17 protein-coding genes are annotated in these 21173 nt (G+C 64.3%); 10 read left to right on the top strand and 7 right to left on the bottom strand.

Annotation, left to right across the window (positions count from 1 at the left end; translation table 11 throughout):
- Positions 1 to 142: 142 nt before the first annotated feature.
- The 4 genes from AC2CQI_RS14590 (at position 143) to AC2CQI_RS14605 (ending at position 7742) form a co-directional block, all read left to right on the top strand.
- Positions 143 to 2200, top strand: a complete 2058-nt coding sequence (locus AC2CQI_RS14590) for a TonB-dependent receptor (RefSeq protein ID WP_484577122.1) — start codon at positions 143 to 145, stop codon at positions 2198 to 2200.
- A gap of 305 nt (positions 2201 to 2505) precedes the next feature.
- Complete coding sequence (locus tag AC2CQI_RS14595) at positions 2506 to 3843, top strand: carbohydrate porin (RefSeq protein ID WP_484577123.1); 1338 nt, start codon at positions 2506 to 2508, stop codon at positions 3841 to 3843.
- Between the two features lie 45 nt (positions 3844 to 3888).
- Complete coding sequence (locus AC2CQI_RS14600; RefSeq protein ID WP_075801350.1) at positions 3889 to 6297, top strand: glucose/quinate/shikimate family membrane-bound PQQ-dependent dehydrogenase; 2409 nt, start codon at positions 3889 to 3891, stop codon at positions 6295 to 6297.
- A 93-nt stretch (positions 6298 to 6390) separates the two neighbouring features.
- Positions 6391 to 7742 (top strand): IS3 family transposase gene (locus tag AC2CQI_RS14605; RefSeq protein WP_484577124.1). Its coding sequence is split into 2 segments (ribosomal slippage): positions 6391 to 6871 and positions 6871 to 7742, totalling 1353 coding nucleotides; the frame shifts between segments, so codons are not numbered across the junction.
- A 99-nt stretch (positions 7743 to 7841) separates the two neighbouring features.
- Here AC2CQI_RS14605 and AC2CQI_RS14610 read toward each other — a convergent pair.
- Positions 7842 to 8291 carry a ubiquitin-conjugating enzyme family protein gene (locus AC2CQI_RS14610; RefSeq protein ID WP_075801351.1) on the bottom strand — a complete coding sequence of 150 codons (450 nt, stop codon included), beginning with the start codon at positions 8289 to 8291 and terminating at the stop codon, positions 7842 to 7844.
- Positions 8292 to 8470: 179 nt separating this feature from the next.
- On the opposite strand from AC2CQI_RS14610, the gene lon reads away from it, so the two are divergent.
- On the top strand, positions 8471 to 10894 hold the full coding sequence (gene lon, locus AC2CQI_RS14615) for an endopeptidase La (protein ID WP_484577125.1): 2424 nt from the start codon (positions 8471 to 8473) through the stop codon (positions 10892 to 10894).
- A gap of 188 nt (positions 10895 to 11082) precedes the next feature.
- Positions 11083 to 11481 carry a protease inhibitor I42 family protein gene (locus AC2CQI_RS14620; protein WP_075801353.1) on the top strand — a complete coding sequence of 133 codons (399 nt, stop codon included), beginning with the start codon at positions 11083 to 11085 and terminating at the stop codon, positions 11479 to 11481.
- Here AC2CQI_RS14620 and AC2CQI_RS14625 read toward each other — a convergent pair.
- Positions 11478 to 12431: a hypothetical protein gene (locus AC2CQI_RS14625; RefSeq protein WP_484577126.1), complete on the bottom strand. Its 954-nt coding sequence runs from the start codon at positions 12429 to 12431 to the stop codon at positions 11478 to 11480. The genes AC2CQI_RS14620 and AC2CQI_RS14625 overlap by 4 nt on opposite strands.
- Positions 12428 to 13636: an alpha-xenorhabdolysin family binary toxin subunit A gene (locus AC2CQI_RS14630; protein WP_484577127.1), complete on the bottom strand. Its 1209-nt coding sequence runs from the start codon at positions 13634 to 13636 to the stop codon at positions 12428 to 12430. Before AC2CQI_RS14630 ends, AC2CQI_RS14625 begins: the two co-directional genes overlap by 4 nt.
- 182 nt (positions 13637 to 13818) lie before the next feature.
- Between AC2CQI_RS14630 and cmoA the strand changes: the two genes are divergently transcribed.
- The 4 genes from cmoA to AC2CQI_RS14650 all read left to right on the top strand — a co-directional run bounded on the left by cmoA (position 13819) and on the right by AC2CQI_RS14650 (position 17853).
- Positions 13819 to 14598 (top strand): carboxy-S-adenosyl-L-methionine synthase CmoA, encoded by a 780-nt coding sequence (gene cmoA / locus AC2CQI_RS14635; protein ID WP_484577128.1) that lies wholly within the window; start codon positions 13819 to 13821, stop codon positions 14596 to 14598.
- The gene (gene cmoB / locus AC2CQI_RS14640; RefSeq protein ID WP_075801357.1) at positions 14595 to 15551 is read left to right on the top strand and encodes a tRNA 5-methoxyuridine(34)/uridine 5-oxyacetic acid(34) synthase CmoB; all 957 of its coding nucleotides are present in this window, start codon (positions 14595 to 14597) and stop codon (positions 15549 to 15551) included. The genes cmoA and cmoB overlap by 4 nt, the downstream gene beginning before the upstream one ends.
- Positions 15552 to 15802: 251 nt before the next feature.
- On the top strand, positions 15803 to 16477 hold the full coding sequence (locus tag AC2CQI_RS14645; protein ID WP_484577129.1) for a heavy metal response regulator transcription factor: 675 nt from the start codon (positions 15803 to 15805) through the stop codon (positions 16475 to 16477).
- Positions 16474 to 17853, top strand: coding sequence for a heavy metal sensor histidine kinase (locus AC2CQI_RS14650; RefSeq protein ID WP_075801359.1), 1380 nt, complete (start codon positions 16474 to 16476; stop codon positions 17851 to 17853). Before AC2CQI_RS14645 ends, AC2CQI_RS14650 begins: the two co-directional genes overlap by 4 nt.
- A 97-nt stretch (positions 17854 to 17950) precedes the next feature.
- Here AC2CQI_RS14650 and pdxJ read toward each other — a convergent pair whose 3' ends face one another.
- The 4 genes from pdxJ to rnc are packed head-to-tail and all read right to left on the bottom strand — an operon-like array spanning position 17951 to position 21061.
- Positions 17951 to 18694 (bottom strand): pyridoxine 5'-phosphate synthase, encoded by a 744-nt coding sequence (gene pdxJ, locus AC2CQI_RS14655; protein ID WP_484577130.1) that lies wholly within the window; start codon positions 18692 to 18694, stop codon positions 17951 to 17953.
- Between the two features lie 44 nt (positions 18695 to 18738).
- Positions 18739 to 19422: a DNA repair protein RecO gene (gene recO / locus AC2CQI_RS14660; protein WP_075801361.1), complete on the bottom strand. Its 684-nt coding sequence runs from the start codon at positions 19420 to 19422 to the stop codon at positions 18739 to 18741.
- 54 nt (positions 19423 to 19476) lie between these two features.
- The gene (gene era / locus AC2CQI_RS14665; protein WP_075801362.1) at positions 19477 to 20379 is read right to left on the bottom strand and encodes a GTPase Era; all 903 of its coding nucleotides are present in this window, start codon (positions 20377 to 20379) and stop codon (positions 19477 to 19479) included.
- Positions 20372 to 21061, bottom strand: a complete 690-nt coding sequence (rnc, locus tag AC2CQI_RS14670; protein ID WP_075801363.1) for a ribonuclease III — start codon at positions 21059 to 21061, stop codon at positions 20372 to 20374. Before rnc ends, era begins: the two co-directional genes overlap by 8 nt.
- Positions 21062 to 21173: the final 112 nt, after the last annotated feature.

Genomic DNA, 21173 nt, shown 5'->3' on the forward strand with positions numbered 1-21173 from the left:
GTGCGCACCTTAGGTCCCTTTTCACATCAGGGCAAATGCTTCCAGCAGTCTAGTTCGCGGGATGGCCTTCACGGCGGATTGCAATTTGATTTCATTGCAATGTTATAGTGTAACCAAACATAACCTCTGCCAAGGACCCCGCATGCGTTACCTGTCCCTTCCCCTCTCCCCCCTCGCCGTCGCGCTCTGGCTGGCCTCCTCGCCCAGCCAGGCGCTGGAACTCGAGCCCCAGGTGATCACCGCCAACCCGCTGGGCAACGCACAACTGGCGACCCCGAGCAGCGTGCTCGAAGGCGATCGACTGCTGCTGCAACAGAAAGGCAGCCTCGGCGAAACCCTGAATGGCGAGCCAGGCGTGTCGTCCACCTGGTTTGGTCCGGGCGCCAGCCGCCCGATCATTCGCGGCCTGGATGGTGATCGGATTCGTCTCCTGCGCAATGGCGTCGGCGCCCTGGACGCGTCGTCGCTGTCCTACGACCACGCCGTGCCGCTGGACCCGGTGAACGTCGAGCGCGTGGAAATCGTCCGCGGCCCGGCGGCCCTGCTCTATGGCGGCAGCGCCATTGGCGGGGTGGTCAACACCTTCGATAACCGCATCCCGACCGAGGCCATCGAGGGCATCCACGGTGCCGGCGAACTGCGCTACGGCGGCGCCGACACCACCCGCAGCGCGGCGGGCAAGCTGGAAGCCGGCAACGGCCAGTTCGCCCTGCACCTGGACGCCAACAGCCGCCAGTTCAACGACCTGCGCATTCCCGGTTACGCGAAGAGCTCGAAGGTCCGCGATGCCGACGAACCCGGCAGCCGCCATCGCCTGGAAAACAGCGACGGTCGCCAGGACGGCGGCGCCATCGGTGGTTCCTACACCTGGGAGCACGGCTACACCGGCGTGTCCTACAGCCGTTACGACGGCAACTATGGCTCGGTGGCCGAGTCCGGCGTGCGCCTGGCCATGGAACAGGACCACTACGGCTTCGCCTCGGAAATCCGTGATCTGGAAGGGCCGTTCAGTTCGGTGAAGGTCGACCTCGGCTACACCGACTACAAGCACAGCGAGCTGGAGGAAGGCGAGGTCCACACCACCTTCAAGAACAAGGGCTACGAGGCCCGGGTCGAAGCCCGTCACCAGCCGCTGGGGCCGGTGGAAGGGGTGATCGGCGCGCAGGTCAACCGCAACGAATTCTCCGCCCTCGGCGAAGAAGCCTTCGTACCGCAGACCGATACCGACAGCGTCGCCCTGTTCGTCCTCGAACAATGGCAGGCCACCGACCGCCTGGCCCTGAGCCTGGGCGGGCGCCTGGAACACACCAAGGTCGATCCGGACGCGAAAGGCAACGAACGCTTCGCCGAAGCCGACAGTTCCAGCAGCTTCACCGCCGCCAGCCTGTCGTCCGGTGCGGTCTACCAGTTGACGCCGATCTGGTCGCTGGCCGCCAGCCTCGGCTACACCGAGCGCGCGCCGACCTTCTACGAGCTGTACGCCAACGGCGCCCACGTCGCCACCGGGGCCTACGAAGTGGGCGATCCGAACCTGTCGAAGGAAAAGGCGATCTCCGGCGACCTCGCCCTGCGCTTCGACAACGGCACGCACAAGGGCAGCGTGGGCGTGTTCTACAGCCACTTCCGCAACTACATCGGCCTGCTGTCCAGCGGCGAACTGCGCGAAGGGCATGACCATGGCGACGACGATCATGACCACGACCATGATCATGATCATGATCATGACGACGGTGATCTTCCCGAGTACCTGTACAGCGGCGTGCGTGCGCGCTTCTACGGGATCGAGGCACAGGACCGCTGGCAGTTGCTGGAAAACCGCTACGGCAGCTTCGCCCTGGAGCTGTCCGGCGACTACACCCGGGCCAAGAACCTGGATACCGGCGAGGACCTGCCGCGCATTGCGCCGCTGCGCCTGAACAGCGGGCTGGTGTGGAATCTGGATCGCTGGCAGGCGCGGGTCGACGTGCAGCATGCCGCGTCGCAACACCGCAAGCCGGCCAACGAGACCAGCACCGATGGCTACACCACCCTGGGGGCCAGTGTCGGGTATCGGTTCAATGTGGGTGAAAGCGAGTGGCTGGCGTTTGTCCGCGGTGAAAACCTGACTGACCAGACTGTGCGCTATGCCAGCTCGATCCTGCGGGATGTGGCGCCGGCTGCGGGGCGGAGTGTGGAGGTGGGGCTGCGTACGACCTTCTGATCCGGGGCGCCCCCAATCGCTGGCAAGCCAGCTCCCACAGGTTCACCGCTGCCCTCAAGAGCGGTGCAAGACCTTGTGGGAGCTGGCTTGCCAGCGATGAGGCCCTGATGATCACCACAGGATTATTACCAATCCCACAAAACACCCTGACAACCTCCAACCTTTCCAACCCCATCAATCCTCTATATCCTCCCCGCCCCAAGCTGAAACGCTTAATCACCCCGAATTTACCGAAGAATCCTGGCGAACTCCCCCCGCCGGGATATCTGCCGTTTTCTTCAACAATCAAAAGATAGCGCTATCTCATGCCCTGCCACACTGCTTCCCGTCTCCTCGTTGCGCCGCTGTTATGCGCCCTGGCCGCCACCAGCCAGGCCACCCCGATGTTCGACGCCGACTCCCCCTGGATGCTCGGCGACTGGAACGGCACCCGCAGCGACCTGGCCGAACGCGGCTACGATTTCAGCCTCGACTACACCGGCGAGATGGGCAGCAACCTGCACGGCGGCTACGACCATGACCGCACCGCACGCTACAGCGACCAGTTCGCCTTCGGCAGCCATCTGGACCTGGAGAAGATCCTCGGCTGGCACGCCACCGAGTTCCAGCTGACCGTCACCGAGCGTCATGGCAACAACATCAGCAACGACCGCATCAACGACCCGCGGGTCGGCGGCTTCACCTCGGCCCAGGAAGTCTGGGGCCGCGGCCAGACCTGGCGGCTGACGCAACTGTGGATCAAGCAAAAGTACTTCGACGGCGCCCTCGACGTGAAACTCGGCCGCTTCGGCGAAGGCGAGGACTTCAACAGCTTCCCCTGCGACTTCCAGAACCTGGCCTTCTGCGGCTCCCAGGTCGGCAACTGGGTCGGCGACAGCTGGTACAACTGGCCGGTCAGCCAGTGGGCGGCACGGGTGCGCTACAACCTCACGCCCGAGCTCTACGCCCAGGTCGGCGCCTTCGAGCAGAACCCGTCCAACCTGGAGCGCAACAATGGCTTCAAACTCAGCGGCAGCGGCACCCAGGGCGCCATGTTCCCGGTTGAACTGGTCTGGAGCCCGGCAATCAGAGGCCTTAAAGGGGAATATCGGGCGGGCTACTACTACAGTAATGCCAATGCCAAGGATGTTTACCGCGACGACAACGACCAGTCCGCCGCACTGAGCGGCCAGAACTACCGCAGCCGTTCGAGCAAGCACGGTTTCTGGCTGGGGGCACAGCAGCAGGTGACGTCGTTGGCCAGCGATCATTCCCGTGGCCTGAGCGTTTTCGCCAATGCCACGCTGCACGACAAGAAGACCAATGCCATCGACAACTACGTTCAGGCAGGTGTGGTGTACAGGGGGCCGTTCGACGCCAGGGCGCAGGACGATATCGGTTTCGCCGTGGCCCGCGTGCACGTCAACCCCGCCTTCCGCAAGAACGCCCAGGCGCACAACCGCGCCGCCGGCCTCGACGATTTCGACGATCCCGCCTTCCTGCCGGTCCAGGACACCGAATACAGCGCCGAGCTGTATTACGGCATCCACCTGGCCAACTGGCTCACCCTGCGCCCGAACCTGCAGTACATCCGCCATCCGGGCGGGGTACAGGCGGTGGACGATGCGCTGGTCGGCGGTTTGAAGATCCAGAGCCACTTTTAACCGGCCCGCGGGCCTGACGATTTCAACACTGATGGAGAACCTTCAATGAGCGCAGACGGAACCCGCTGGCTACCGAGACTGCTCGGTGTGCTGCTGTTGCTGATGGGCATGGCCCTGGTCGCCGGCGGCATCAAGCTGATGCAACTGGGCGGCTCGCTGTATTACCTGATCGCCGGCATCGGCTTCGCCGTGTCCGGGATCATGCTCCTGGCCCTGCGCAAGCACGCCCTCGGCCTGTACGGCCTGGTGCTGCTGGCCAGCACGGCATGGGCCCTGTGGGAAGTGGGCCTGGACTGGTGGCAACTGGTGCCGCGCCTGTCCCTGTGGTTCGCCCTCGGCGTGGTCCTGCTGCTGCCCTGGGCGCGGCGTCCGCTGCGCGGCCTGGCCGGCCAGCCGGCGCGTATCAACCTGGCGATCCTCGGTGTCGCCGTGATCGCCTCCGGCGCCACCGCCATTGGCAGCCAGTTCACCCACCCGGGCGAGATCAAGGGCGAGCTGGGGCGTGACACCACCACCCTGTTCAACACCGCCCCGGACATGCCTGCCGGCGACTGGCAGGCCTATGGCCGCACCGAGTACGGTGACCGCTATTCGCCACTGCGGCAGATCACCCCGACCAACATCTACCAGTTGGAAGAAGCCTGGCGCATCCGCACCGGCGACATGCCCAGCGCGGATGACCCGGTCGAGCTGACCAACCAGAACACCCCGCTCAAGGTCAACGGCAAGCTCTACGCCTGCACCGCGCACAGCAAGGTGCTGGCCCTGGACCCGGACACCGGCGCGGAAATCTGGCGCTTCGACCCGCAGGTCAAGAGCCCGACCGGCAGCTTCAAGGGCTTCGCCCACATGACCTGCCGCGGCGTCTCTTATTACGACGAGAACAGCTACGTCAACGCCGACGGCAGCCCCGCGCCGAAGATCAGCGAAGCCGGTCAGGCCGTGGCCCGCGCTTGCCCGCGCCGCCTCTACCTGCCGACCGCCGACGCCCGCCTGATCGTGCTCAACGCCGACAACGGCAAGGTCTGCGAAGGCTTCGCCAACCAGGGCACCATCGACCTGACCCAGGGCATCGGCCCGTTCACCGCCGGCGGCTACTACTCCACCTCGCCGGCGGCGATTACCCGCAGCCTGGTGATCATCGGTGGCCACGTCACCGACAACGAATCGACCAACGAGCCGTCCGGCGTGATCCGCGCCTATGACGTGCACGACGGCCACCTGGTGTGGAACTGGGACAGCAACAACCCGGACGACACCAAGCCGCTGGCCCCGGGCAAGACCTACAGCCGCAACTCGGCGAACATGTGGTCGCTGGCCAGCGTCGACGAGAACCTCGGCATGGTCTACCTGCCCCTGGGCAACCAGACCCCGGACCAGTGGGGCGCCGACCGCACCCCAGGCGCGGAGAAATTCAGCGCCGGTATCGTCGCCTTGGATCTGGCCACCGGCAAGGTGCGCTGGAACTACCAGTTCACCCACCACGACCTGTGGGACATGGACGTCGGCAGCCAGCCGACCCTGCTCGACCTGAAGACCGCCGATGGCGTCAAGCCGGCGCTGATCGCCCCGACCAAGCAAGGCAGCCTGTACGTGCTTGATCGTCGCGACGGCACCGCCATCGTGCCGATCCACGAGATCCCGACGCCGCAAGGCGCGGTGCCGGGCGACCACACCTCGCCGACCCAGGCCCGTTCCGACCTCAACCTGCTCGGCCCGGACCTGACCGAACAGGCCATGTGGGGCGCCAGCCCGTTCGACCAGATGCTCTGCCGCATCCAGTTCCGCCAGCTGCGCTACGAAGGCCAGTACACCCCGCCGTCGGAGCAGGGCTCGCTGGTCTATCCGGGTAACGTCGGGGTGTTCAACTGGGGCAGCGTGTCGGTGGATCCGGTGCGCCAATTGCTGTTCACCAGCCCGAACTACATGGCCTTCGTCTCGAAGATGGTGCCGCGTGCCGAGGTGGCCGAGGGCAGCAAGCGCGAGAGCGAGACCAGCGGCGTGCAGCCCAATACCGGTGCGCCGTATGCGGTGACCATGCACCCGTTCATGTCGCCGCTGGGCGTACCCTGCCAGGCCCCGGCCTGGGGCTATGTGGCGGGCATCGACCTGCTCAGCAACAAGGTGGTGTGGAAGCACAAGAACGGCACCAGCCGCGACAGCTCGCCGATCCCGATTGGCCTGCCGATCGGTGTGCCGAGCATGGGCGGCTCGATCGTCACCGCCAGTGGCCTGGGCTTCCTCAGCGGGACCCTGGACCAGTATCTGCGGGCGTATGACGTGAATACCGGCAAGGAACTGTGGAAATCGCGACTGCCGGCGGGTGGGCAGGCGACGCCGATGACCTATACCGGGAAGGACGGGAAGCAGTATGTGTTGGTGACGGCCGGCGGGCATGGCTCCCTGGGGACCAAGATGGGCGACTACATCATCGCTTACAAATTGCCTAACTGATTGCTCTTGAGGGCCTCATCGCTGGCAAGCCAGCTCCCACAGGGATGGACTGCCCCCAAGAAATTGGAGACTAATCCAACCCTTGGGGGAGTTATGAAGTACACCGAACAGTTCAAGCTGGCAGCCATCACTGCCTATCTAGAGGGCAGTGATGGTTTTCGAAAGGTAGCCCAGCATTTCAACATCGATTTCAGCCTGCTGAGGCGCTGGGTGGCCAGCTACAAAGCTCGCTCCACTATCAGTTCCATACCTCATAGTCAGCGCTACCACATCGACTTCAAGCGCAGAGTTGTGCAGCACATGCGCGAGCACCGGCTTTCCCTGCGTCAAACGGCAGCGCATTTTGGCTTGGGCCAGTCCTCTCGGATAGGCATTTGGGAGGACCAGTACTACAGTGGCAACCTTGCCTCCTCTGCCTCTCAACGAAAAAAGCCTACCGACGTGTCCAAGAAGATTAAGCCACTCAAACCCACTGATACCGACGACGCGCTGAAGCCACGAGATCAGCTCATGGCGGAACTCGAGTATCTGCGCATGGAGAACGCTGTCCTAAAGGAGCTGAAGGCTTTGAGAGAGGAGAAGGAGCGAAGGCAAGAGAAAAAACGCTGATCGTTTCCAGACTCCGAACCCGGTTCCCGCTGTCAGCGTTGCTGGACTTGGTTGAGTTGTCGAACAGCACCTTCTATTACCAGCTCAAAAGCCTTCAAAGGCCGGATAAACACGCCCATCTGAAAGAACTAGTGAGTCAGGTCTATCACAAGGAAAAAGGGCTCTATGGGTATCGGCGCGTGACGCTGGCGATCAAGAATCAAGGCGTCCTGGTGAACAAGAAGGTTGTGGAGCGACTGATGGCAGACCAAGGTTTGCAGGCGGTAGTGCGGCCTAAAAAATATCGGTCCTATCGAGGAGAGGTAGGCAGGATTGCCGAGAATCTGCTGGAGCGGAACTTCATCGCCCAGCGGCCCAATCAGAAGTGGGTAACTGACGTAACCGAGTTTAAAGTGGCTCAGCAAAAGCTCTACCTCTCACCAGTGATGGACCTGTACAACAGTGAGATCGTGGCCTACGAGATCGCTCGCCGGCCCAGCTATGAGCTGGTGGGGAACATGCTGGAAAAAGCCCTGAGTAGCTTGGGAAAGGAGCCGAAGCTGGTCATTCACTCTGATCAGGGGTGGCATTATCAGCAGCGCCAATACCGAGAAAAGCTTGAGCAGCGCGGCGTAAAGCAGAGCATGTCGCGCAAAGGGAATTGCCTGGATAACGCCGCTATGGAAAGCTTCTTCGGCACGCTCAAGTCGGAGTTTTTCTACTTGAAACGGTTTGAGAGCGTCGAAGAGCTGATCACCGGCCTAGATGAGTACATCCGCTACTACAACCATGACCGCATCAAGCTGAGGCTAAATGGCCTAAGCCCCGTCGATTACAGGGCTCAGGCCGCTGGCTAAAGCTGTCCAACTTTTCGGGGGCAGTCCAGGGACCGCGTGCACCGCGAAACCTGTGGGAGCTGGCTTGCCAGCGATAGGGCCCTCAAACCCACTGCAAATCTACATGGCAAACGTCCGGGTCCACTCCCGCGCCGTCTTGTCGAACTGCGCCCGCACCCGCTGATACTCCCCGGCCGCCTCCAGATTCAGCGCCCCCCGCGGCTCCGGATCCGCCAGCAGCGCCTGCACGCTCAACAGCACCTTCGACAAGGTCAGCGCCGGGCTCCAGTTCTCGTCGAGCACCTCCAGCCCGATCTCTCCGTTCTCACCGATATTCGGATGCCAGACCCGGGTCTCGAAGGCCAGCTTCAGCGGCTTGAACGGATAGTCCTTGGGAAACTGCACATCGAGAAAAAACACCCCGCCCTCGTAGGGCGTGTTCATCGGCCCCATCATCGTGGCCTTCCAGTGAAACAGGCTTTCGCCTTGGGGCCCTGCCGAGCAATTGGCCGGCGGATCCTTGCTGATGTCCTGCAGTTCCCGCGTGATGCGCTTCAGTGCAGCTTCCATTGGCGACTCCTTTGGCCCGACACGGGCGACAGACGCCAACAGTAGCACTTCGCGATCAACTCTCCGTACATGCACTAAGCTCCTTGTTTCCTGCGGCCTTCCCGACAAAAGCCGTCAGGCATTGAAACCACCCTTCTACCGCCCCATCTAAGCACCATAGTCATTCACGCAGGTGCCCCATGAGCGACCAGCAGGATCTCCCGGAACATCCCGACGAATACGCCGAAGTCGAGCATCTCGACGACACCGACCCGACCGGCCGCACCCTCGCCCTGCCCGGCCAGCAACTGCCGGACAAGGTCTATGTGATCCCGATCCACAACCGCCCGTTCTTCCCCGCGCAGGTGCTGCCGGTGATCGTCAACGAAGAACCCTGGGCGGAAACCCTCGACCTGGTGGCCAAGACCCCGCACCACAGCCTGGCCCTGTTCTTCATGGACGAGCCGCTGCAGGACCACCGGCATTTCGACACCTCGGCGCTGCCGCTGTATGGCACCCTGGTCAAGGTGCACCACGCCAGCCGCGAGAACGGCAAGCTGCAGTTCGTCGCCCAGGGCCTGACGCGGGTGCGCATCCGCACCTGGCTCAAGCACCATCGCCCACCGTACCTGGTGGAAGTCGAATACCCGCACCAGAGCCCCGAGCCCACCGACGAGGTGAAGGCCTACGGCATGGCGCTGATCAATGCGATCAAGGAACTGCTGCCGCTCAACCCGCTGTACAGCGAAGAGCTGAAGAACTACCTCAACCGCTTCAGCCCCAACGACCCGTCGCCGCTGAGCGATTTCGCCGCCGCGCTGACCTCGGCCACCGGCCCGCAACTCCAGGAAGTGCTGGACTGCGTGCCAATCCTCAAGCGCATGGAAAAAGTCCTGCCGATGCTGCGCAAGGAAGTCGAAGTCGCGCGCCTGCAGAACGAGATTTCCGCCGAGGTGAACCGGCAGATCGGCGAGCACCAGCGCGAGTTCTTCCTCAAGGAACAGCTCAAGGTCATCCAGCAGGAGCTGGGCCTGACCAAGGACGACCGCAGCGCCGACCTCGAGCAGTTCAAGCAGCGCCTCGACGGCAAGACCCTGCCCGCCGCCGCGCAGAAGCGCATCGACGAAGAGATGGGCAAGCTGGCGATCCTCGAGACCGGCTCGCCGGAATACGCCGTCACCCGCAACTACCTGGAATGGGCCACCGCCCTGCCCTGGGGCGTGTACGGCGAAGACAAGCTGAGCCTCAAGCACGCGCGCAAGGTCCTCGACCAGCACCATTCCGGGCTGGATGACGTCAAGGACCGCATCCTCGAATTCCTCGCGGTCGGCGCCTACAAGGGCGAGATCAGCGGCTCCATCGTGTTGCTGGTGGGCCCGCCGGGGGTGGGCAAGACCAGTATCGGCAAGTCCATCGCCGAGTCCCTGGGCCGGCCGTTCTACCGCTTCAGCGTCGGCGGCATGCGCGACGAGGCCGAGATCAAGGGCCACCGCCGCACCTACATCGGCGCCCAGCCGGGCAAGCTGGTGCAGGCGCTGAAGGACGTGGAGGTGATGAACCCGGTGATCATGCTCGACGAGATCGACAAGATGGGCCAGAGCTACCAGGGCGACCCGGCCTCGGCGCTGCTGGAAACCCTCGATCCGGAGCAGAACGTCGATTTCCTCGACCACTACCTGGACCTGCGCCTGGACCTGTCCAAGGTGCTGTTCGTGTGTACCGCCAACACCCTCGACTCGATTCCCGGCCCGTTGCTTGATCGGATGGAAGTGATTCGCCTGTCCGGCTACATCACCGAGGAAAAACTGGCGATCGCCAAGCGCCACCTGTGGCCCAAGCAGTTGCAGAAGGCCGGCGTGGCCAAGACCAGCCTGAGCATCAGCGATGCCGCGCTGCGCACGGTGATCGAGGGCTATGCCCGCGAGGCCGGGGTACGCCAGTTGGAGAAACAGTTGGGCAAGCTGGTGCGCAAGGCGGTGGTGCGCTTGCTCGACGAGCCGGACGCGAACATCAAGATCGGCCCCAAGGACCTCGAAGCGGCCCTCGGCATGCCGGTGTTCCGCAGCGAGCAGGTGCTGGCCGGCAAGGGCGTGATCACCGGGCTGGCCTGGACCAGCATGGGTGGCGCCACGTTGCCGATCGAAGCGACGCGGATCCACACCCTGAACCGCGGCTTCAAGCTCACCGGGCAACTGGGTGACGTGATGAAGGAATCAGCGGAAATTGCCTATAGCTACATCAGCTCGCACCTGAAGCAGTTCGGCGGCGATCCGACCTTCTTCAACGAAGCCTTCGTCCACCTGCATGTACCGGAAGGAGCGACGCCGAAGGATGGCCCGAGTGCCGGCGTGACCATGGCCAGCGCGCTGCTGTCGCTGGCCCGGGACCAGGTGCCGAAGAAAGGCGTGGCGATGACCGGCGAAATGACCCTGACCGGGGCGGTCCTGCCGATTGGCGGGGTACGCGAGAAGGTGATCGCGGCGCGGCGGCAGAAGATCTTCGAGCTGATCCTGCCGGAAGCGAACCGGGGTGATTTCCTGGAGTTGCCGGAGTACCTGAAGGACGGGCTGACAGTGCATTTCGCCAAGCGCTTCGGGGATGTGGCAAAGGTCTTGTTCAGCTGAGTTTTTGAGGGCCTCATCGCTGGCAAGCCAGCTCCCACAGGGATCGCATGCACCGCGGACCCTGTGGGAGCTGGCTTGCCAGCGATAGGGCCCTCGAAGTCACCCGATCACTTCGGGTAGAACCCGACAACCCATCCGGTTTAAGCTCCGGAGCCGATACCAAAGCCCATCGCGCTCCGGAGTGCTGCATGACGATCCGCCGTACCGCCCTGCTGTCGGGCCTCACCCTGCTCGCCGCCTGCTCCCACGACACCACCCGCACCGAACCGGTGGTGGTGGAAAAGCAGAGCCAGTGCCCGATCGACCTGAACATCGGCCAGGCCCTGACCCTCACCCTGCCCAGCAACCCCAGCACCGGCTATCGCTGGCAGTTGCAGGACTCCGCGTCAGCGCTACTCGGCGCCCTGGGCCCGGAGGTCTATCGCAGCAACGACAGCGACGGCATGGTCGGCAGCGACGGCCTGTCCACCTGGCGCTTCCGGGCCAAGGCCGCCGGCGAGGGCCATCTGGTCCTGGTCTACCAGCAACCCTGGGCCCCGGAAGAAGCACCAGCGCGCCATCTCGACTGCGTGATCAAGGTGCGTTAGAGCTCTTCGTAGCGCCGCCGTACCGCCAGCAGCCACGTCTCCATTACGCACAGGGCGTCGGCCATGGCCTGCAGTTCGGTCTGCTCGCCAACCGCCTCGACCCGCTCGGTCCAGCCCCGGGTCAAGGTCCCGGCCTGTTCCAGCCACTGGTCACGCACGCCGCCCAGGGCCGCGACCTTGGGCAGTTGCCCCAGTTCGCACTCCAGCGCCGCACGGCGGGCACTCCAGTCACAGACTTCGTCGGTCAGTACCCCGCGCTCGTGCACCTTGCGCGTGCGCAGCCTGATCACCTCGCTCAGCTTGCGCCCTTCGAGCAGCCCGGCCACCTTGTCGACGAAGATCCGCGCCGCCGCGACCAGGTTGTCCGGGTCCACGCCCTTGAGCAGCAGTTTCTGTACCAGGGCGATTTCCGCCTCGGTCGGGATCATGCTCTTGAAGATCCTTTGCACGTCCGGCACCTCGAAGGCGCGGATCACTTCGCTCATGGCATCGATCTGTACCGTGAAGTCGTCGATCCGCGCTTCCTGGTTGGCGATCGAGGCACTCAGCGCGTCGCGCTGTTCGGCGAGCGAGTCGCTGCGCTCATCCACCACAGGAAGCCGGGTCTTGCCCAGCAGCGCCAGGGCCTCGGCGATTTCCTCGCCCTTGGCTTGCAGGCGCTGCCTGTCGCGCAGGGCATCCTGCTCCAGCACCTGGGCCTGCCCGGGATTCTGCGCGAGGACCAGCGCCAGGTCGGCCCATTTGTGGTTGCCGACCAGCACCAGGCCGCTGAGCACCCGTTCGGACAGCAGGCGATCGGTGTCGAGCAGCCGAGTGGACAGGCCGTTCAACTGCTCACGCAGCGACGGCAGCAGGGCCCCGTTGGTGCTGTAGAGCTGCTTGAGAAAATCTTCCTTCAGGTCGTTCATCCGGCTGATATCGGGCAACGACTGGGCGTTCGGCTGGTTCATGAGAAGGTTCCTTCCTTGCTGATCTCGTCCACGGTTTCATTGAAGAGCTTCGACAGTTGCGAAGAGATGTCACGGATGTTCTGCCACGGGCGCAGGACCCGCTCGAAGCGCAGGATGAAGGTCGCCAGTTCGACGTCGGTGCCGATCAGGCCCAGCTCTTCGCCGGACTGTTCGACATACACGCCCAGCATGCTCCAGACATCCTCGAGGTTCTTCGCGGCGGTCTGCACTTCGGTCAGGCGGAATTTCAGGTCGGCGATCTGCAGGGTGGTGGTTTCGAATACCCCGACCATCGGGCTGATCGCCTTGATCTGCTGCACCAGCCATTCGCGCTCGAGGCGCAGGCGCTTGTTGGTCGAACGTGCCGCCTCGGCCTGGGCGCCGTAGATGCCGCCGGTGATCGCCACGCCGATGGGGCCGAAGACCAGCCCGGTGAAGGCCAGGCCGACGAGCTTCTGGTAGGCGATATCCATCTCCTCGATTTCCTTGTCCAGCGGGGCGAGTTGCTGGCGCAGTTCATCGATGACTCTTTCCGGGCTGATGTCCTTGATCTGGCGGGTCAGCGCATCGGTTTCCGGGCGCAACTGACGGACCACGGCATCGGTGAACCATTGCGCGCGGTCCTTGACCGCGGTGATATCCCGGCGCACTTCGGCAATGTCCTCGCTGATGAACTGGAGGTGGTTGCCGAAGCTGGCGACCTGCCGGCGCTCTTCCTCGCCGAGACGCCGATAGGTCACCCCGGCCAGGGCGGCTTCGTCGACCGCATCGCGCACACGGGCCTTGAGCGTGCGATACGCCTCGGTGGTGGCGAGCTTGTCGATCAGTTTCCGGCCATCCTCGATAAAGGACTCGGCGAACAGACCGAGGCGGGTGCCGAGGTCCTTGGTTTCCCGTTCCAGCACGTCCCAGGCGCCGACATGGGTACGCAGGTTGGTGTAGAGCCGGTGCACCTGCTCGGCATCGATGCCGAGCAAGGACAGGTCATGGGCGCCGTTGATCGCCTCGACGCTGTTGGGCAGGCGTAGCACATAGTGGGCGTAGCGCTTGATGCTTCTCAGGTTGTCGGCGGTGAAGATCAGCGCCGGCTGCATGCGGTTGTTGTCGACGCTCCTGGAAATGACGTCGAAATACTGCTTGGGCACGAATTCGGCACGCTGCTGGGCATCGAGGGCCTGCAACGACTCGTTTTCCTTGGTGGTCATGGTCTGGTCCTTGGCAAAAATGGCTGCCCTGTTGCACAAGGCAGGTGGACCACCCTAGGCGCCGCCGGGCCGGGCCGAAGCCGGCGGGGTTCGCCGCACAAGGCGGGAAAGCTCCGGCAAACCCGGGCGAAGCCGGGCATCCGTCCGGCAACGCATAGGCACGGCTTCCCCACTTGGCTAGAATGTCGCCCCGTTTTCGACCATCCCGTGTACAGACCGTGAGCCAAGAACCCGATCGTCTATTCTCCGCCGCGCTGGATCAGGTGCCCGACTTCACCTTCAACGAAGATGTAGTGCGGGTGTTCCCCGACATGATCAAGCGCTCGGTGCCCGGCTACCCGACCATCGTCGAGAACATCGGCGTGCTCGCCGCGCAGTTCGCCCAGCCCGACACCCTGCTCTACGACCTCGGCAGTTCCCTTGGCGCGGTGACCCAGGCCCTGCGTCGGCATGTGCGCAGCGAAGGCTGCCGGGTGCTGGCCGTGGACAACTCGGCGGCCATGGTCGAACGCTGCGCGGAATACCTGAAGGCCCAGGACGCCATGTACCAGGAGCTGCTCCCGGTGCAGGTACTGGAAGCCGATATCACCGCGCTGGAGCTGCAACCGGCCTCGGTGGTGGCGATGAACTTCACCCTGCAGTTCATCGAGCCGGCCGCACGCCTGGCCTTGCTCGGCAAGATCCGCCAGGCCCTGGTGCCGGGCGGCGCGCTGATCCTCTCGGAAAAACTGCGCTTCGAAGACGAAGGCGAGCATGCCCTGCTCACCGACCTGCATATCGCCTTCAAGCGCGCCAACGGCTACAGCGAACTGGAAATCGCCCAGAAACGCAGTGCCATCGAAAACGTGATGAAACCCGACAGCCTCGAAGAACACCGCGCGCGCCTTGAAGCCGCCGGGTTCTCCAAGGTGGTGCCGTGGTTCCAGTGCCTGAACTTCGCCTCCCTGATTGCCCTGCCATGATCGATCTTTCTCCTCTGGTCCGCCGCCTGGCGGGTACTCCTCTGGCCCAATGGTCGCAAGGCCTGCAAGCGCAACTCGATGCCAAGCTGGAAAAAGGCCATGGCGACCTGGAGCGCTGGCAAAGCGCGCTGGATCGGCTGCCGGCGCTGATGCCGACTGAAGTCGACCTGGTTAACGGCCTGCGCCTGGACTTCGCCTGCGATGACGCCACCCGCGAGCAGGCCCGTACCGCGCTGATGGGCCTGTCGCCGTGGCGCAAAGGGCCGTTCGACCTGTTTGGCGTGCATGTGGACACCGAATGGCGTTCGGACTGGAAATGGTCGCGGGTCGCCCCGCACCTCGACCTGCGTGGCAAGCGCGTGCTGGATGTCGGCTGCGGCAATGGCTACTACCAGTGGCGCATGCTCGGCGCCGGTGCCGACAGCGTGATCGGCGTCGACCCCAACTGGCTGTTCTTCTGCCAGTTCCAGGCGGTGCAGCGCTACCTGCCGGACCTGCCGGCCTGGCACCTGCCTTTCGCCCTGGAAGACCTGCCGGCGGCGCTGGAAGGCTTCGACACGGTGTTCTCCATGGGCGTGTTCTATCACCGACGTTCGCCGATCGAGCACTTGCTGGCACTCAAGGACTGCCTGGTCAAGGGCGGCGAACTGGTGCTGGAAACCCTGGTGATCGAGGGTGACGAGAACCAGGTGCTGGTGCCTGAGGATCGCTATGCGCAGATGCGCAACGTCTGGTTCCTGCCGTCGGTACCGGCGCTGGAGCGCTGGCTGCGGCGGGCCGGGTTCAGCGATGTGCGTTGCGTGGATGTGAGCACCACCAGCGTGGAAGAACAGCGCAGCACCGAGTGGATGAAGTACCAGTCGCTGGGGGACTTCCTCGATCCGCAGGATCACAGCCGGACCATCGAAGGCTTGCCGGCGCCTCGGCGAGCGGTACTGGTCGCCCGGAAGTAAGGTTGGCAGTTCCGGCCTCATCGCTGGCAAGCCAGCTCCCACAGGTCCGGCGGTGCACGCGGTCACTGTGGGAGCTGGCTTGCCAGCGATGAGGCCCTGAAGAACACCTAACCCCTAAATGGCTGCAACATTACAAATCCGTAACCTTCCCCCTCTCTGCAACACCCTGTCATACCATACCCCTCCCCTCGCTTGACCCTGAAGCTACTTCAGGCTCGAGAATCGCCGCCTTTCCCCTGCCAGAGCCTGCCATGCGCCTATTGATCATCGAGGACGAAGTCCGCACCGCCGATTACCTGCAACAGGGCCTGAGCGAAAACGGTTATGTGGTGGACTGCGCCCGCACCGGCGCCGACGGGCTGCATCTGGCCCGGCAACAGGCCTACGACCTGGTGATCCTCGACGTCAACCTGCCGGAACTGGACGGCTGGACCGTGCTGCAGCGCCTGCGCGCGCAGTCGGCGACGCGGATCATGATGTTGACCGCCCACGGCCGCCTGTCCGACCGGGTCAAGGGCCTCGACCTGGGGGCCGACGATTACCTGCTCAAGCCCTTCGAATTCCCCGAACTGCTGGCCCGGGTGCGCAGCCTGCTGCGCCGCAGCGAACAACCCTTGCAACCCACCACCCTGAAAGTCGCCGATCTGGAGCTCGACCCCGGCCGCCACCGCGCCTGGCGCAACGGCCAGCGCATCGACCTGACCGCCAAGGAGTTCTCCCTGCTGCACCTGCTGATGCGCCAGAGCGGCGAGGTGCTGTCGCGCACGCAGATCATCTCGCTGGTCTGGGACATGAACTTCGACTGCGACACCAATGTGGTGGAAGTCTCGATCCGCCGCCTGCGGGCGAAGATCGACGATCCCTTCGAGGACAAGCTGATCCACACCCTGCGTGGCGTCGGCTACGTGCTGGAAGCCCGCGAATGAAACCGGCGCGGCTGTCCCTGCGCCTGGGCCTGAGCGTGATCCTGATGGGCGCCGCATTGGTCCTGCTGTTGGCGGCACTGGCGGTGTTCGCCCTCGACCGCGAGCTGGACCAGCGCGCCCGCGACCATCTGGAACGCAAGATGGAGCAGATCGAGCACAGCCTGAATATCGACCTCAAGGTCAGCGACCTCAGCGCCCGCGCCCATCCGCTGCTGGATGTGGTGATGGGCCATGACAACCTCAGCCTCAGCGTGGTCGAGCATAGCGCCCGGCACCCGGCGCGCCTCAGTCTGGGGCCGATACTGGAGGCCCCCGTCGAAGCAATCATCGTGGGACCGCGCCTTGGCTTCAGCGAATGGCGCGACAGCCAGAACAACCAGCTGCTCACCGCCGCCCGCAGCATGCGCCTGCAGGACGGCACGGCGGTGCAGGTATTGCTGACGGTCAACCGCAGCGAAGACCTCGACCTGCTCCACGCCTACCTGCGCTCTACCCTGTACGCCCTGCCTTTGCTGCTGTTGCTGATCGGCGTCTGCGCCTGGCGCCTGGTACAGGGCGGGCTGGCGCCGCTGCGGCGTTTCCGGCGGATTGCCGAGCAAGTGTCGGCCCAGGAACTGAACCATCGCCTGCCGGAAGACGGCCTGCCGCTGGAGCTGCAAACCCTGGCGCGGAGCATCAACGTCATGCTCGATCGCCTGGAAAACGGCGTCGGCCAGCTCGCGCAGTTCTCCGACGATCTCGCCCACGAGTTGCGCACGCCGATCAGCAACCTGATGGGCAAGGCCCAGGTGACCCTGAGCCGCGCACGGCCGCCGGAGGACTACAAGGTCGCGCTGGAGGACAGCATCGAGGAACTGACCCGGCTGACTCGGATCATCACCGACATGCTGTTTCTCGCCCAGGTAGAGCAGCCGTCGACCCGGGTGCCGTTGAATCCGGTGGCGCTGGGCGAGGAGGTGCGACGGGTGGTGGAGTTGTTCGAGCTGAGTGCGCAGAGCAAGGGTATCGAACTGAAGGTGCGCGGCTGGGGCACGGTGCGTGGGGATCGGTTGATGATCCAGCGGGCGCTGTCGAACCTGCTGAGCAATGCCATCCGGCATGGCGCCGAGGGACAAGCGGTGCGGATCGGGATAGAGCCGCAGGAAGCCGGGCTGAGCTGCTGGGTCGAGAATCAGGGACCGGGAATTGCGGCGGAGCACGTACCGCATCTGTTCGAGCGGTTTTACCGGGTGGGCTGCGGTCGTTCGCGGCTGGACGGGGGAACCGGGCTGGGGCTGGCGATCGTCAGGTCGATCATGCAGGTGCACGGCGGACGGGTCGAGGTGATCAGTGCGGTGAATGGGCCGACCCGGTTCAGCCTGGTTTTTCCTGAATGAATTTCAGGGCCCTATCGCTGGCAAGCCAGCTCCCACAGGTTCAGCGGTGCACGCGGTCCCTGTGGGAGCTGGCTTGCCAGCGATGAGGCCCGAAAGATCAACCCCGGCTAGCGGCCAGGATCAGAGCCTTCATTTCCGCCACGGCACCTTTGAAACCAACGAACAAGGCATGCGCCACCAACGCATGCCCGATGTTCAGCTCATTGATCCCCTTGATCGCCGCCACCGCCTCGACATTGTGGTAATGCAGGCCATGCCCGGCATTGACGACCAACCCCTGGCTCAAGCCGAACGCCACACCATCGGCAATGCGCTTCAGCTCATCGGCTTCTTCCGCCGGGGTATGCGCATCGGCATAACGCCCGGTATGCAACTCGATAGCCGGCGCACCCACCCGGCGCGACGCCTCGATCTGCCGCTCGTCGGCATCGATGAACAGCGACACCTCCGAACCCAGCTTCGACAGGCGCTCCACCGCCGCCTTGATCCGCGCTTCCTGCCCCGCCACATCCAGGCCACCCTCGGTGGTCAGCTCCTGACGGGTCTCGGGCACCAGGCAGATATGCGCCGGACGGATGCGCTCGGCGAAAGCCATCATCTCTTCGGTGACACCCATCTCGAAGTTCATCCGCGTCTGCAGCACGTCCTTAAGCACCAGCACGTCGCGCTCCTGGATGTGCCGGCGGTCTTCGCGCAGGTGCACGGTGATGCCGTCGGCACCCGCCTCTTCGGCGTCCAGCGCGGCCTTGACCGGGTCGGGGTATCGGGTGCCACGGGCCTGGCGCAGGGTCGCCACGTGGTCGATGTTGACGCCGAGAAGGATGCGGTTGCTGTGGGTCACGAAGAAGCTCTCCTGAAAGTTGAGCCCGACAGCATACGTCGTGCTCAGCGCTTGCGAAACAGTTCGCGGCTGACCAGCGGACGACCGCCCAGGTGCACCGCCAGCGCCTGGCGCATCAGGCGCTTGGCCGCAGCCAGCGCACCCGGTGCGTCCCAGTCGGCCTCGGCCATGGCCGCCAGGTCGCGGCCGCTGAACAGCCCCGGTTGCAGCAGGTAGACCCGCTCCAGCCCGGCATCCACCAGCAGGCGGTACCAGCCATCCGGCTCCAGGACGTCGCCGTTGACGTCCTGGTCGAGGGCGAAGGCGTAGCCCAGTTCGTCCAGCAGGCGCCATTCGAAACTGCGCAGCAGCGGCTCGAGGGGGCGCCCTTCGGCGAGAGCCTGCAAGGTCGCGGCGTAGTGGGCGAACAAGGCGGGATGCGGGTCTTCGGCCGGCAGCAGGCGGATCAGCAGTTCATTCAGGTAGAGCCCGCTGAACAGCGCATCGCCATTCAGCCAGGCGGCCACGCCGACACTGTCCAGGCGCCCGACGTTCTTCAGCTCGCCGCGCCCGCGCAGCTCGACCTCGAGCGGCAGAAACGGTCGCGCCAGGCTGCCGCCCTTGCCCCGGGCCCGGCGCATGACCGCACGAAAGCGCCCCTGCGGCGTGAGGAAATCCACCAGGGCACTGGTTTCGCGATAGGCACGGTTATGCAGAACGTAGGCCGGCAGGGCCTCTGGCTGTTCCATGATGGCGTTCGCAGGAAAGTCGGCCCGCTACCGGACGGTAGCGGGCCCGGGGGATTACAGGTCGCCGTAGCCCAGGGAACGCAGGGCGCGTTCGTCGTCGGACCAGCCGCCCTTGACCTTGACCCAGAGGTTGAGCATGACCTTGGCGTCGAACAGCACTTCCATATCCTTGCGCGCTTCGGAACCGATGCGCTTGATGCGCTCACCCTTGTCGCCAATGATGATCTTCTTCTGCCCGTCACGTTCGACGAGGATCAACGCATGGATGTGCAGGACGTGGCCCTGCTGCTTGAATTCCTCGATTTCCACGGTGATCTGGTACGGCAGCTCGGCACCGAGCTGGCGCATGATCTTCTCGCGTACCAATTCGGCGGCGAGGAAGCGGCTGCTGCGGTCGGTGATCTGGTCTTCCGGGAAGAAGTGCTCGTTCTCCGGCAGGTGCTTGGCGATCAGCGCTTCGAGGGATTCGAGGTTGTGCCCCTGCTGCGCGGAAATCGGCACGATCTCGGCGTTCGGCAGTTGCTCCTGCAGCCATTGCAGGTGCGGGATCAGGTCGGCTTTCTCTTCGATGCGGTCGGTCTTGTTGATCGCCAGGATCACCGGGCCCTGCACGTACTGCACGCGTTCGAGAACCAGCTGGTCCTCGTCGGTCCAGCGGGTGCGGTCGACCACGAAGATCACCACGTCGACGTCCTTCAACGCCGCCGAGGCGGTCTTGTTCATGTAGCGGTTGAGCGCCTTTTCGTTGCTCTTGTGCATGCCCGGGGTATCGACGTAGATCGCCTGGACATCACCCTCGGTCTTGATCCCGAGCATGTTGTGCCGGGTGGTCTGCGGCTTGCGCGAGGTGATCGCCAGCTTCTGCCCGAGGATATGGTTGAGCAGCGTCGACTTGCCCACGTTGGGACGGCCGACGATGGCGACGTAGCCGCAACGGGTAGTGTTCTGTTCAGTCATTGCCATTCTCCACGCCCAGGGCGATCAGTGCCGAAGCGGCAGCAACCTGCTCGGCGATACGCCGGCTGACACCCTGCCCCCGGCTTTTTTCGGTCAACAGGGTCACTTCGCACTCGACGAAGAACGTCCGGCAGTGCGGCTCGCCCTGGATATCCACCACTTCATAGCGGGGCAGTTCGCAGGCCCGGGACTGCAGGAATTCCTGCAGGCGGGTTTTCGGGTCCTTGTTGGTGTCCACCAGGGTCAGGCTATCGAACTCGCCCGCCAGCCAGGACAGCACGCGCTCGCGGGCGGTCTGCATGTCGGCATCGAGGTAGATGGCACCGATCAGCGCCTCGAGGGCGTCGGCAAGGATCGACTCGCGACGGAAGCCGCCGCTCTTCAACTCGCCGGAACCCAGGCGCAGGTAGTCGCCGAGTTCGAAACCGCGGGCCAGCAGGGCCAGGGTCTCACCCTTCACCAGGCGCGCACGCAGGCGCGACAGCTGGCCTTCGCGGGCTTGCGGGAAGCGCTCGAAGAGGGCTTCGCCGGCGACGAAGTTGAGGATGGCGTCACCGAGGAACTCCAGGCGCTCGTTGTTGCGCCCGGCGTAGCTGCGGTGGGTCAGGGCCAGCAGCATCAGCTCCTGGTTCTTGAAGGTGTAGCCGAGCTTGCGCTCCAGGCGACTCAGGGAAGGGCTCACAGTGACCCCACACGAGGTTCGTGGTGGTTCAGCGGCGACGCCGATGCGCCGGTGCCGTTCGGTTCAGTCCGGCCGGCGGCCGTCGAAATCAAAGCCTTGTTCAAATGCGGAT

The organism is Pseudomonas sp. P2S-1, assembly GCF_057197725.1.